We start from the raw sequence: 13,663 nt of genomic DNA, 5'->3' as shown, positions 1-13,663 counted from the left end.
CAAGCCTTGGCTACCTGGTCAGCCACTGCCAAGAAAGATACCACCAGCAAGTTGGTTGTGACGCCAATCGGCAGCCTGTCTTTCCAATATGCTGAAGGCATCAAAGGCTTCAACAGCCAGAAAGGTCTGTTCGACGTAACTATCGAGGGCGAAGGAACCGCAACCGATTTTAAACTGACCTCTAAACTGGTTTCCAATACTCTGACTCAGTTGGACACCTCAGGTTCTACCCTGGATGTAGGTGTTAGCTACAACGGTGCAGCCGTAGAGAAAGCCACTGCGACGACCATGATCGATGTCCAGGCCGGTATTCTTGGCGGTAACCTGAGTGCACTGTCTAGCGCTTATAACACCGCTGTTCGCACCAGCGCGCAAGACCAGTTCACCTTCAGCATTATCGGCGCAACTGCTGATGGCACAACTGCGGTGACTGATTTCAGCACCCTGCCTGAAGGTATCTGGAGTGGTGACGTGAGCGTAGAGTTCAACGCTACCTGGACTACCGCATAATCGTTTCCCCAGAGTAATGCGTCTTAACAGGGGGGGAACCCCCTGTTTTTGTCAGCTAAAGAGTTTGGAATACTGCAATGAATCGTTTCTATTTTTCTATTCCCCTGTTGCTTTCTTTGTGCTCTAGCGCTTTTGCACTAGATGTTGGCGCGGTCAGTTCCTTTATGCCCAGTAATAGCGCGACGTTAAGTAAAGAAATTAAAAATACGACGGATAGCGGCCGCCTGGTGAATATCAAAATAGAGAGGATTTCCGACCCGACGGAATCGGGCACTGTGATCCCGATGGCAACGAAAGATGAAATGCTATTGTCACCAGCCAGCCTGATGATGCCAGCCAATGCCAGGGACGTGATCCGTTTTTATTATAAGGGCCCCGAAGATAATCAAGAGCGCTATTACCGGATTGTCTGGTTCGATCAGGCATTGACGGATGCAGGGCAGAATACCGCCAAACGCAATGGCGTGGCCACCACCTCGGCGCGCATTGGCACCATTTTAGTGGTTACGCCACGCCAGGTTAATTTTAATCATCAGTTTGCCAATAACAAAGTCGCCAATACCGGCAATGCTACCTTCAAAATGGTGGCCTACGGCCCTTGCAAGAACAAGCAAGAAGGCAATATCTGCAAAGAAAACTATTTCGTCATGCCAGGTAAGGATCGTGGCCTGTCCAAAGTCGAAATCTCTGATAAGAAAAGCCACATTGCGCTTTGGTACGGGGAACAGTTTATTCAAGTTAAATAATACCGAGCTGGGCTGCCACGGGATGTTGCAGTAAAGGGATGCATAATAGTTCAAGGAGTTAGACGTGAAACTAGCACTGGATAGTGCATTACTCAAGATATCAGTGGCGGTGGGGATGAGCGTTATCCCGGTCGTGATGATCCCTGGGCAGTTGGCATTGGCCGCCGGGTTAACCCAAATTGATGGCGTGCTGATCCCGCAAACTTTCAGCATGGCGTTGCGTGAAGGGATGAGCATCCCGTTATTACTGCATTTTGAACAGAATAGCACCCTGAAAGACGATCAACGCATTGGGCGCGCATTGCTGGTGCTTGAGAATAATCGTTTGAAAATCAGCGAAATTACCCTGGAAGATAATGAGGGTGGCGCACAGCTGACGGCAGCCATCATCAAGCAGCTCGATGCCCTCAATGGCGCTGACTTTGACGATAAACAACGGATCGCGCTGTCGGATGATGCCTGGCTGGCGTTGGATTTCCGCCAGTTGAACCTGCAATTGGTAGTGAAACAATCGGCTCTGGGCACAGTATTGCGTGAGCGTGCCAGTGATATTGGTGCGTCGAGCGTGGATACGCTCAGCAGCACGTTGGCCTATAACCTCGGTGTTTACGACAATCGCACCAAAGCTAGTGAAGGCTTTACCTCCAGTTATCTGTCGCTGAATAACGTTACCTCCTTGCGTGAGCATCATGTGGAAGTGAACGGTTCTGTCTATGGGATTGGCAGCAGCAACCAGGACTCAACGTTGTATAAGGTGATGTATGAGCGTGACTTCGCCGGCCGGCGTTTTGCCGCCGGTATGCTCGACAGTTGGAACCTGCAATCGCTGGGCCCAGTGACCACTATCAACTCGAGCAAAATCTACGGCATGTCCTATGGCAGCCGGGCCAATTCGACGGTGTTTGATAACACCCAGTCGTTAACGCCGATTGTCGCCTTCTTCCCCTCGGCGGGGGAGGTTCACCTGTCGCGTGATGGCCGTTTGCTCAGCGTACAGAATTTCGCCATGGGTAACCACGAAGTGGATACCGGCACGCTGCCTTTTGGTATTTACGATGTACAGGTTGAGGTGGTCGTCAATGGTCAGGTGATCAACCGCCGTATGCAGCGGGTTAACAAACTCTATAGTCCGCTGCACGCCGCGGGTGCGCCGATGTTCTGGCAGTATTGGGGCGGCATGGTGCGTATGGATGAGTGGCGTGGTGACAACGATCGCTACGCTGAAGCTAAAGACAGCTACCTGTTGGGGGCTTCTGCCTCCGGTTACCTGTCTCGTTTTAACTGGGCACTGTCCGGCTATTCCCTGGATGGGACCTCGGTGGCAGAAGGCCGTTTAAGCATACCCATCATCGATGCGGTGCAGGTTAGCACGCAGAGCATGATGGCCACCGACCAATCCTGGAAGCTGATCAACACCGTGAGCGCCACGCTGCCAGGCGGTTTCAGTACGCTGTGGGCCAACGAAGAAAAAACGGTTATTGGCAATAAACTGCGCCAAAACGATGCCCATAACCGGGCGATCGGCGGCTCGCTGAACTTGGGCGCGATAGTGCCTCACCTCGGTACGCTCAGCGTGAGTTACAACGATGACAAGAAAAATAGCAGCCATTACTACAACGTGGATTACTACCAGAATCTGTTTACCGGCCGTTACGGCACGCTGGGCGTACGTGCCGGGGTACAGCGATACAATAATGGCCATTCCGGTGGCAACACCGGTAAATACATTGCGCTCGATTTCTCATTGCCGCTGGGTAACTGGTTCAGCGCCGGGGTTTCTAACCAGAATGGCTACACCACGGCCAATATTGCGGCACGTAAAGAGATCGCCGATGGGCCGATCCGTAGCGTGGGGGCCAACCTGTCGCGCGCCATCTCGGGGGACACCAATGGGGATAACAGCTTTAACGGCGGCGCCTACGCGCGTTTTGACACCAAGTATTCCGCCGGCACCGTCAACGTTAGCAGCTCCGCGGACGGTTACGTGAATACCAGCGTGACCGCCAACGGCAGCGTCGGTTGGCAGGGGCGTCATATTGCGGCGAGTGGGCGTAGTGAAGGCAACTCGGGGATCATTATCAATACCGGTCTGGAAAACGAAGGCATGCTGACCGCGCGCGTGGATGGCCGCGTCGTCAAGCTGACCGGTGACAAGAATTATCTGCCATTGTCCCCTTATGGTCAGTATGTAGTGGAGTTGATGAACAACAAAAACTCGGCGGAAAGCTTCGATATCGTCACCAAGCGTAAAAGTAGCCTGACGCTATACCCAGGTAACGTAGCCGTGATCGAACCGCAAATCAAACAGATGGTTACGGTCTTTGGCCGCATCAAGGCTGAGGATGGCACGTTGCTGGCCAACGCCAATATTAACAACCATATCGGACGTACCCGTACGGATGAGAAAGGGGAGTTCGTGATGGATGTGGATAAGAAATTCCCGGTGATCGATTTTACCTACCGTCACAATCAAAGCTGTGAGGTGGCGCTGGACCTGAGCAAGGCACAGGGTGCGGTCTGGGTTGGCGACGTGGTTTGCCGTGGCTTGAAATCCTACGCCAAAGTGGGCCAACCAGGAGATATGAGCAATGAAGGCTAATAGCAGAAGTTTGGCGTTGTTGATTGGCGGGCTGCTAAACATCACCCCGGCACAGGCGGTGAACCCGACCAATCTGGGGGATGCTGCGACGGTGAAGTTTGTCTTTGTTGAGAACAATGCGGACGATAACTACTTTGTCACCCCTGCTGGGGTACTTGATCCGCGTATGTCCGGCGCCAATAAATGGACCGGGCTAAAATATGGCGGTTCTGGCACGATTTATCAGCAGAGCCTGGGCTACGTGGATAACGGCTATAACTATGGGTTGATTGCCAACTACCGCTTTGATATGTGGTTGGAAAATGCGCCGATCAAAAATCCATTCCTTGGCCTGCGCTGTATCAACTGGTATGCCGGTTGCAATATGGATACCAGCCTGATCCTGCCAGACTCCAGCGATGAAAAAGGGTTCTACGGGGCGGTCGTTACTCCCGGGGGACAAAAATGGATGCACGGCATGATGTCACCGAGTTTTTATCAGTACCTCCAACAGATGGGATCTGGTGAGTCGTTCAGCATGCAGATTAACGCCTGTCAGACATCCATTGCCTATAGCGCCAGCAGTGGCGGGCGTTGCCAGAATCAGACCAGCGGAACCTGGTATCGGCGTAATGTCACTCACAACAAAGCGGCACACCTGCGTTTTATCAATACCAATGCGGTATCGGAAGTGTTCGTCAACAGTGACGGGATACCGATTATCGGCGAAGGGAATGCGGACTGCCGCAACCAAACCGTCGGTGCCCGCAGCGGTATCATGTGCAAGATGGTCAGCTACGACCTGCAAACGGATGGCAGCGTCAGCAACACCTCGATCCATATTTTCCCGTCGATCAACCATGCCGCACTGGCATCGGCAGTTAATGCGGCCGATCTGCAATTCAGTTTGAATGGCAACAGTTGGAAAAACACTTCGGGTACTGGTAGCTACTATACGTTTAACGAGTTGAAGAGCAGCAATGCCGTTTACGTGTTTTTTGCCAGTAACTTCTTCAAACAGATGGTCAAACTGGGGATCACCGACGGCGGCACGCGCAATTTGATTAACTTCCGTTTCCAGAACACCACCTCGCCAGAATCGGGCTGGTATGAGTTCTCGACCTCTAACCAACTGATCATCAAGCCGCGTGATTTCAGTATCAGCATTATTTCCGAGGATTACGATAACAACCCGCACCGTGAAGGGTATGTTGGTCCCTCAGAGCCACCGTTAGAGTTTGGCTATATTGTTACCACTAGCGCCAAGACCAACGCCGATCAGGTCAGGGTGATGGCGACCGGCCCAACGCAGTCACTGCGGGGGATCAACTACTGTATTTTCTCCTCGCCAGACAATACTACGCAGGTTCCATTTCCGGCCCAGCTTAGTATCACCACCAGCACGGGGGCGGAGCAGGTGTTTGATGCCGGTTGTGACAGCCAGTGGCACGATATGACCAACGCCCTGTGGAGCAGCACCCCATGGAATGATATTTCCGGTGACGTGGGGGTGATGAACAAGACCAAGGTCAAATTCAGGATCCCGATGAACGATCCGATCTCGCTGAAAACGGTTGAAAGCAACGCCTGGTATGGCGATGTGCATGCTGCCGGTGAGATCCACGTTGAGGCGACCTGGCGCAATATCAATTAAGGGGATGAAGTGAAAACTCTGCTGCTTTGGCTAATGTGCCTGCCTTTTACCGCTGGGGCGATCAACGTGGGTACCATGACGTTTGCGATGGATCAGGATCAGTCCTTTGTCGCTAAACGGGTGTTGAACAATAACGCCAGCGCGCGGTTTTATCAGGTTGCTATTCGTGCCATCGATCGGCCAGGGGAGCAGGAGGTGCGAACCCGCCCGGCAGAGGGAGAATTGCTGTTTGCTCCCAAGCAACTGACGCTGCGGGCCGGGCAGGGGGAATATTACAAGTTTTATTACAATGGGCCGAAGGATAATAAAGAACGTTATTATCGCGTCTCATTTCGCGAGGTACCGACTAACCTGCTGGCCACCGGGCAGAACAAGAAAGCCGGTGCCAACCTGGAGCCGATCGTGGTGATGGATACCATTCTAGTGGTCAGACCGCGTGAGACCCAGTTTGCCTACCAGCTCGACAAGCAGCGCGGTACGCTCAAAAACACCGGTAATACCTTTTTTAAATTCCTGTTGAAACCGGGCTGTAATAGCACCGATGAAGAGGGGATCACCGAGTATTTACGCCCAGGGGATACGCTATCGCATCCAGGTATCAAACTACAGGGGCAGAAATTTATTATTTATAATGACAAGTTTATCAACGTAGATAAAAGCTGTATTTAAATGGCTACATTATATTTTATTGGCCGTTCGGCAAGAAATGCCTGTTAGGGGTGGTTGTTTTTAAATTAAAAAATAGTATATTTTTAATAGGATAGTTGATTATGCACACTTTCTATAACGATACTTATATTCTCTTTGACCCCCATCCTTTGGTAAATATCGGCCTGCAGGCTTTGATTGATCCTAACAATAATAAAATCAACCATCTAAGCAGGCTGAAAAATATTGTCTCGTCACTTAATGATAATGAACAGCAAACGGTTATTATGGAGCTTTACCATCATATCGAAGACATTTATCAGGTAGTGCGATTCGTGTTGAGCGTCGGTCAGATCTGGCCAAAGGCGTCCCTGGTGGTTTTCACCGACATCGTCAACCCGGATATTTTGTCGCTGCTTGCCGCGCAAAAACACCTCTCATTAGTGGCCAAGCGCGATAATGTGGATTATTTGCTGGCAGCCATTTCGACGGCCCACCCCACTGCCAGTTATCGCAGCCCAGCGATGCGGCAGTTGTTGCAACAGGAACAGTTGCCATTATCAGGTTGTGAATGGCGCGTCCTGGGGGTGATGGTTGCCGGAGCCAATGCGCAGCACGCCGCTCAGGTTATCGGGCGCAGCTATAAGACCATTTGCACCTATAAGCTGAATATCATGCGCAAGCTGGGGTTGAATCAGGTTGGCTTTATGCAGCTGCTTTTGGCGTTCAGAACTCGTTACAGCGATTCTAGCTTACCGACACGGAGAAACGAAAGCAGGCTCCAGCATGCTGCTGATCCACTAGCGTAATGTCACTGTCGTGTAACTGCAGAATGCGTTTGACAATCATCAGCCCCAAGCCCCCCGCATGTCGGCGGGCATGGTTGAGAATTGACGGGCGGATAAACAGATCTGGGCGCAGCTCCAAGGGAATGCCTGGCCCGCTGTCATTGACCTGAACCATCACCTTATTCCCCTGCGGCCACAGGCGCACTTCGATCTCTCCACCGCTTGGCGTATGGCGGATCGCGTTATCCAGCAGGTTGGTCAGCACCCGTTCCATCATGCTCAGATCGGCAAACACCTGGGGGATCCCCGGCTGAATATCGGCAAGCAGGCGCTGTTGGCGAGCCTCGGCGGCCAATTCGAACTTCTGGAATACGTCCTGCACTAACTCACTGAGGGAGAAAGGCTCTTTCTGAGGTTTCACTACGCCGTACTCCAGCCTTGCCAGTTCAAATAGCTCTTGCGCCAGCCGCCCGACTTTGCGGCTCTGCGACAGGGCGATCTCCAGATAGCGTTGACGGTCGGTGGGTGTCAGGCTGGCGGATTTCACCGACAGCGTTTCCAGATAACCATGCAGTGAGGTCAATGGAGTACGCAGATCGTGAGAGATATTGGCGATAAACTCGCGCCGTTGCTGGTCCTGTTGCGATAGCGTTTGCCACTGTTCAGTAATGCGCTGTGCCATACGGCGGAATGCCTGCTGCAACTGGCTAACCTCATCACGGCTGTGACTCTCCGCAGGGGTATTGGCATAGGCTTGCAGTGCTGCGATGCCGTCGCCATCCAGCGCACTAACCTGCTGGGTCAGACGGCGGATTGGGCGTGTCACCCAGTGGAAGGCAATTCCCCCAGCCAGCAGCCCGAACAGTGCCACCAGCCCCATCGACCACAGCGCGGTATAAATGGCAGAGTTGATCTGGGCGTTATTGGCCAGCGCATCATAATCCTCCCCCAGCAGCACCACGTACAAATAGCCTTCAATCTCGCCATTTACCCGCAGCGGCGCGGCGCTGAAGACTTTTTGGTTATTGAGATTGCGCGGGTCGTCACCATAGAGGGGCATTTCGGCCCCATTCAGCAGTGCCTGTATCGGCAACAGATCGACCTTTTGGCGTTTTATGTGCCCGGCAGGTGCCGCGTTGCCGACGATATTGCCTTGTTTATCCAGCAGATAAACCTCAACGCTCGGATTAACTGCCATCAGTTTATCGAACAGGGTATGCACCGACCGATCGTTCCAGCCCTGCGAACTCAACAGTGGGTTGCTGGTGGCGATATGCTGCGCTAGATTGGAGGAAAGCCGTTGGATCACCGCCTGGCTATATTGCGTGCTGCTGCGTACCTGTAACCAACCGGAGATCGAACAGCAGATGAGCAGCAGCAGGGCGAAAACCAGAGTCAGGCGTTGTGTCAGCGTGAGATTTTTCATCATTTACCCTTGCGGCGAAGCCGCGAATTTATAGCCCTTACCCCACACGGTGAGGATGTGCTCGGGTTCTGCCGGGTTGCGCTCAATCTTGATCCTTAGCCGGTTAATGTGGGTATTCACCGTGTGTTCATACCCTTCATGTTGATAGCCCCAGACCTGATTGAGCAGGCTGAGGCGGGAAAACACTTTGCCGGGGTGGCGGGCGAAAAAATACAGCAGGTCGAACTCGCGCGGTGTCAGTTCCACCGTTTGCTGGTTCAAAAGCACTTCGCGGGCGATGGGATCGATCTCCAGCCCGTTCATGCTTAACGTTCCCGCCTCCATCCGGAGATTACGGGTCATCGCCTCTTGGCGGCGGAACAGGGCTTTGACGCGGGCGACCAGCTCCAGCATGGAAAAGGGTTTGGCCAAATAATCGTCTGCGCCCAGTTCCAACCCCAGCACCCGGTGGACTTCACTAGAGCGGGCGCTGGTGATAATGATTGGCGTATAGCGCGTCATATTGCGGGCGCGGCGGCAGATTTCCAGGCCATCGATGCCCGGCAGCATCAGATCGAGGATCAGCGCGTCCCAACCTCCTTGTTCCAGCATTGCCATGCCCTGATTGCCATCGGCCGCGTGGCTGATGTCATAGCCTTCATCGCGCAGATGCAGTTGCAACAGTTCGGCGATATGGCCGTCGTCTTCGACGATCAAGATTCGTTTTGCCTTTTCCATTTTCTCTACCGCGGTTAACTGGCCTACCTGAAGTCTACACAACCCCCACCTTGGAAGTGATCACATTTTATTTAACTTTGCGTGAGGTCTTGGGGAACAAATCCGTTGAATACTGCCGACATCGAACCGATAGGGGGCAGGAGAGAAGCGATGATCACGGCGAAACAGACCCTTATCCACCCGCTGTGGCTAAGGCTGACACATTGGCTGAACGCACTTGCCATGCTGATTATGGTCACCAGCGGTTGGCGCATTTATAACGCTTCCCCGTTGTTTAACTTTAGTTTTATCAACGAGCTGACGCTAGGCGGTTGGCTGGGGGGCGCGCTGCAATGGCATTTTGCCGGCATGTGGCTGTTTGGCATCAACGGCCTGTGCTATCTGCTGCTCAATCTGTTCAGTGGCCGCTTTAAATGCCAATTCTGGCCGCTCAGCCCCAGGCAGTTTGTGGCCGATCTCTGGGCCGCATTGTGCGGCAAGTTGTCCCACGCCGATCTGCGCCACTACAACATGGTGCAGCGTGTGGCCTATCTGGTGGCTATTGTGGTCAGCATCCTGATGGTGCTTTCTGGGCTGGTGTTGTGGAAGTCGGTGCAGTTTCCCCTGTTACGTACCCTGCTAGGGGGCTACGACGCGGCCCGCTATGTGCACTTTTTTGCCATGACGGCGCTGGTTGGCTTCGTGGTGATACATCTGGTGATGGTGGCCCTGGTGCCACGTACGTTGCTGGCCATGTTGCGTGGACGCTAAGGAGACACAGATGAAAACGGAAAATGAACCTCTCAGCCTCAGCGAAGGTCTGGATATCGTTAAAGAGGCACAACGCCTGTTAACGCGCCAGCTGGCATCGTCGTCGCGCCGCCGTTTTCTGCGCAATGGCTTGACCCTGGGGGGCGTGGCGATGCTGAGTGGCTGCGATCTCAGCGATAACGCTCAGGTAGATCAGGCCTTGAGCCGCATCTCACGCTTCAACGATCGGGTTCAGGGCTGGCTGTTCAATGCCAACCATCTGGCACCAGAGTATGCCGAATCGATGATCACTCGGCCATTCCCGTTTAATGCCTTCTATAGCGAGGATCAGGCGCCGGATATCAACGGTGACGATTATCGGCTGGAAGTGGCGGGGCTGGCACTGCACAAGCAACCCTGGACGTTGGCACAGTTGCATCAGATGACGCAAATCAGCCAGATCACCAGGCACATCTGTGTCGAAGGCTGGAGTGCTATCGGCAAATGGGGTGGGGTGCCGTTTGCCACCTTCCTGAAGGCGATTGGCGCAGATCTTAACGCCCGCTATATCGGCTTTAAATGTGCCGATGACTATTACACCAGCATCGATATGGCCACGGCGTTGCATCCGCAAACGCTGATGGCGCTGACCTACGACGGGCAGATTTTGCCGCGTAAATACGGCTATCCGATGAAACTGCGGATGCCCACCAAGCTGGGTTACAAGAATCCCAAACATATTCAAGTGATCGAAGTCACTAACCACTTTCCCGGTGGTTACTGGGAAGACCAAGGTTACAACTGGTTTGGCGGTAGTTGATTGCCGCCGGTGCAGTTTCATGGCACGACGCGTGCCGATTAACCAACAAAAGGAAATACCATGAAAAAGTTATTTGCCATGATGATGTGTAGCGCACTGATGCTGGGTATCACCGGAGCCAATGCGGCCGATAGCATGGGCAAGGACGCGATGAAAAAGGAGGGTATGAGCCAGATGTCTCACGATGGAATGGCTAAACAGGGCATGAAAAAAGAGTGCATGGGTAAAGACTGCGTGAAGAAAGACTCTATGGCCAAAGATGATATGAAGAAGGATCACATGGCCAAAGACAGCATGAAGAAAGATTCCATGGCTAAAGAGGGTATGAAGAAAGACGCTATGAGCCAGTAAAAGGTGCCATGACCGCCAGTTATCCTGTCTCTGGCACGGCAAGGGGCGCGCCCAATCGCTGAGTCCGCCCCTTTTGCTCAATTTCCGGCGACGAAAATGGTGCTCATATTTCGCAGGCGCAGCTTCTTTAATGCACTGTATTTTTGTGAAAAAATTGTTTTTGGATGGGTGCCACGCTTGGCCGCAATGTTCAGCAGGCTATCACCGCGCAGCAGGTTGAAGATCACATCACTTTCTGCCGGGCTGAGCTCACGGGTTTTCTGCACCTTCAATTGCCCCGACTCTTCACTCGCCAACAGGTTTTCCACTTTTTCCTGCAGGAGATAAAGCGGCATGCGTGCCGATACCAGCTCTACCGAGATCCCCAGGATCGCCAAAAGCTTGGCCACCCGCTCATCATCATAAAACACCAGAATACGCGTTGTGCTCATGTGTTGCTGATGCACAGACACCAGGCTTTCGATCACGTTGACGCTTTGTTCCAGATTTTGCGAGGTGAAAATCAGCGCAATATCATGCTTGATAATCTTCTCTGCCTTCGCGCCTCCATGCATAAAGTCCGAAAACAGCTTGATATCGTACTTGCCATAATGCTTTTTCAACAGCATTGAAAGCCCGACATAGCTGTACTTACACTCACTAATCACCAGGACATTGTTTTTAGACATATTGGGGATACCCATAATGAGTTAAAAGTATTCAGCAGCAAGCAGCTGATTTAAATCGTTGATGTTGGATTCCTGCCACAGCTTCCCCTGCAGCGCATAATAGGGCATTTCGTCTAGCCATTTTTTTTGTTCGTGTGTTTCAACCCCTTCGATAATCACTCGATAATGGTTCAGGTGAAAAAAACGCAACAATGCGCGCATCAACCCCTCACCGCCGGGCTTTTTCATAAAGTCCCATAGCAGCTGTCGATCGAGTTTAACGAAGCGGAATCGGCTGTTATACAAGGCGGAAAACCCGGCATAGCCAGAACCAAAATCATCGAGCCAAAATGAATAATTATTCAGAGAGGGATCGTTATGGACGTGGTTTTTTACCAGCCTGCTGGCGTTTTCGTTGATTTCGAAATGCAGGCAATTCATCGCGCGGATTTTATCGGCCAACGCACCGTTTGCCAGCGCCTGCAGCGAATGGTCGTCGACATTGATGGTGGCAATGATCTGGTGTTGTTGAAACCAGTCACGGTATTTTTCTATCAATTCAATTTGTTGATGCAGGATCTCGACGCGGGTTTCCCTGTCGGCCTGCTGGAAAAATTGTTCTGGAGAGAAATGCGCAAATTCGCTATCGAATGAGAAGCGCGATAAACATTCAACGGCCAGCAGTTGCCCTGATTTAGCGAACATAGGCTGGAAAACATAATTAATGCCGTTATTTTTATCGTTAAAAGCGCTGCGCATTCCTCAATCCTTTGATTGAAATTTATCTGTATGATTTTAAACAATAAACAAAGAAATAAATGGCTGTTTATTGGTAATAATCTTATTAAAGAAAGAATCATCTTATCGGGTGGTAAATTCCTCTAAAAGATTGAAATTTCAGAGGGAACACGGTTGCGCTCAAGATGGCTGAAAGCGCATTAACAGAGTTATATTCTGGTTTTTCGGCGTTTTATCGATTTTTTTGACCGCTAAACTTGACGGATTAAGATTATTACGAACATGGTAAATCGTCAACATCGATCGATACGTATTTGTTGATAGTTTTTTCCTATCATAAGGGGCGTTATGAATGTTTTAAACGATTTATCAATGAGAATGTTCTTGGACTATATTTCGCCGGGCAATGGATTCATCGGGCTTCATTCCGGACAGGGAGTAGCATCGTTGAATGTACTTAATGGATGTATTAATTCACCGAGAGTCGAAAATATGAAAATCTCTAAGCTGTCTGCTGTATTAGCACTGACTGTATGCGCCACCGCTATTCCTTCTCTTTCAGCACAAGCTGCCGATGGCACTATTACTTTCAACGGTAAGGTGACCGACCAGACCTGTACTATCAGCACCCCGGGTGGTAAAGATTTTACCGTTACTCTGCCAACCGTATCTTCTTCTACCCTGAATGCGGTTAGCGCTACTGCGGGCCGTACGCCATTCGCGATTAACCTGACCAAATGCTCTCAAGGCCAGGTAGCAACCTATTTCGAACCAGGTTCAACCGTTGATTTCAAAACGGGTCGTTTGAATAACCAAACCAAAGCCAATGCCGCGACCAACGTGCAAATCCAGCTGCTGGGTAGCAACAACCAGTTCCTGCCAATTCTGGCTGCCACCAACAACGGTGCACAGACTAACTCCCAGTGGGTTGCCGTTGCCAAAGACGGTGATTCAGCCGATCTGAACTATTATGCGGAATATTTCGCCACCGCAGCGGCGGGCGCTGGTGATGTGACTTCAAACGTACAATACACCATCATCTACCAATAAGTTATTACCCGTCGCTTTTAACGTTATCACGTTATTTCCTCCCTGCGAGCTGTCGGGCGAATAGTTTCGCCTTGATGGCCTCTAATTTCAGGGGGTGAAAATTATCGGGTATCTATTCTGGCGGGTGGAAACTTTTCCCCCGCTGTATTTCTATAGTAGTGATATTAAAATGAAAACATCGTTTAAGAAATACAGCGTATTGCTGATGGCCGTGCTTTTCAGCAGCAGCGCTTTTGCCAGCGTTATTGTTAATGGCACACG

At 51.5% G+C, this 13,663-nt stretch carries 14 protein-coding genes; 10 read left to right on the top strand and 4 right to left on the bottom strand.

Annotated elements, in window-relative coordinates; all coding sequences use genetic code 11:
* From ecpA to ACLQ7H_RS22900, 6 genes are all read left to right on the top strand, one after another.
* Positions 1 to 510 (top strand): common pilus major fimbrillin subunit EcpA (gene ecpA, locus ACLQ7H_RS22925; RefSeq protein ID WP_411754648.1); only part of this gene is annotated, 510 nt, incomplete at its 5' end.
* A gap of 77 nt (positions 511 to 587) precedes the next feature.
* A complete protein-coding gene (locus ACLQ7H_RS22920; RefSeq protein WP_411754647.1) occupies positions 588 to 1,256 on the top strand; it encodes a hypothetical protein in 669 nt (222 codons plus the stop codon).
* Positions 1,257 to 1,371: 115 nt separating this feature from the next.
* Positions 1,372 to 3,855, top strand: coding sequence for a CS1-pili formation C-terminal domain-containing protein (locus ACLQ7H_RS22915; RefSeq protein ID WP_411754651.1), 2,484 nt, complete (start codon positions 1,372 to 1,374; stop codon positions 3,853 to 3,855).
* Complete coding sequence (gene ecpD / locus ACLQ7H_RS22910) at positions 3,845 to 5,488, top strand: fimbrial adhesin EcpD (RefSeq protein ID WP_411754646.1); 1,644 nt, start codon at positions 3,845 to 3,847, stop codon at positions 5,486 to 5,488. The genes ACLQ7H_RS22915 and ecpD overlap by 11 nt, the downstream gene beginning before the upstream one ends.
* A 33-nt stretch (positions 5,489 to 5,521) precedes the next feature.
* A complete protein-coding gene (locus ACLQ7H_RS22905) occupies positions 5,522 to 6,157 on the top strand; it encodes a hypothetical protein (RefSeq protein ID WP_411754650.1) in 636 nt (211 codons plus the stop codon).
* Between the two features lie 101 nt (positions 6,158 to 6,258).
* Entirely contained in the window at positions 6,259 to 6,945 is a 687-nt protein-coding gene (locus ACLQ7H_RS22900) for a LuxR C-terminal-related transcriptional regulator (protein ID WP_411754645.1), read from the top strand.
* Here ACLQ7H_RS22900 and ACLQ7H_RS22895 read toward each other — a convergent pair.
* Both ACLQ7H_RS22895 and ACLQ7H_RS22890 read right to left on the bottom strand, forming a co-directional pair.
* Entirely contained in the window at positions 6,884 to 8,350 is a 1,467-nt protein-coding gene (locus ACLQ7H_RS22895; protein WP_411754649.1) for an ATP-binding protein, read from the bottom strand. The two genes, ACLQ7H_RS22900 and ACLQ7H_RS22895, sit on opposite strands and share 62 nt — an antisense overlap.
* Positions 8,351 to 8,353: 3 nt before the next feature.
* On the bottom strand, positions 8,354 to 9,067 hold the full coding sequence (locus tag ACLQ7H_RS22890; RefSeq protein WP_411754644.1) for a winged helix-turn-helix domain-containing protein: 714 nt from the start codon (positions 9,065 to 9,067) through the stop codon (positions 8,354 to 8,356).
* Positions 9,068 to 9,217: 150 nt separating this feature from the next.
* Here ACLQ7H_RS22890 and ACLQ7H_RS22885 point away from each other — a divergent pair, with 150 nt between their 5' ends.
* The 3 genes from ACLQ7H_RS22885 to ACLQ7H_RS22875 are packed head-to-tail and all read left to right on the top strand — an operon-like array spanning position 9,218 to position 10,967.
* Positions 9,218 to 9,817, top strand: a complete 600-nt coding sequence (locus ACLQ7H_RS22885; protein WP_411754643.1) for a cytochrome b/b6 domain-containing protein — start codon at positions 9,218 to 9,220, stop codon at positions 9,815 to 9,817.
* Between the two features lie 10 nt (positions 9,818 to 9,827).
* Positions 9,828 to 10,616 carry a molybdopterin-dependent oxidoreductase gene (locus ACLQ7H_RS22880; protein ID WP_411754642.1) on the top strand — a complete coding sequence of 263 codons (789 nt, stop codon included), beginning with the start codon at positions 9,828 to 9,830 and terminating at the stop codon, positions 10,614 to 10,616.
* Positions 10,617 to 10,676: 60 nt separating this feature from the next.
* A complete protein-coding gene (locus tag ACLQ7H_RS22875) occupies positions 10,677 to 10,967 on the top strand; it encodes a pentapeptide MXKDX repeat protein (protein ID WP_411754641.1) in 291 nt (96 codons plus the stop codon).
* Between the two features lie 77 nt (positions 10,968 to 11,044).
* On the opposite strand, the gene ACLQ7H_RS22870 is transcribed toward ACLQ7H_RS22875, so the two are convergent.
* Complete coding sequence (locus ACLQ7H_RS22870) at positions 11,045 to 11,635, bottom strand: helix-turn-helix transcriptional regulator (protein WP_411754640.1); 591 nt, start codon at positions 11,633 to 11,635, stop codon at positions 11,045 to 11,047.
* 21 nt (positions 11,636 to 11,656) lie between these two features.
* The gene (locus tag ACLQ7H_RS22865; protein WP_411754639.1) at positions 11,657 to 12,373 is read right to left on the bottom strand and encodes an EAL domain-containing protein; all 717 of its coding nucleotides are present in this window, start codon (positions 12,371 to 12,373) and stop codon (positions 11,657 to 11,659) included.
* 471 nt (positions 12,374 to 12,844) lie between these two features.
* Here ACLQ7H_RS22865 and ACLQ7H_RS22860 point away from each other — a divergent pair, with 471 nt between their 5' ends.
* Entirely contained in the window at positions 12,845 to 13,402 is a 558-nt protein-coding gene (locus tag ACLQ7H_RS22860; protein WP_411754638.1) for a fimbrial protein, read from the top strand.
* The last annotated feature ends 261 nt before the right edge of the window (positions 13,403 to 13,663 follow it).

Source organism: Serratia sp. (in: enterobacteria), from assembly GCF_046715635.1.
GTDB lineage: Bacteria > Pseudomonadota > Gammaproteobacteria > Enterobacterales > Enterobacteriaceae > Chania.
Note: the sequence above shows the minus strand (reverse complement) of the source record. Positions and strands in the feature narration are given on the sequence as shown.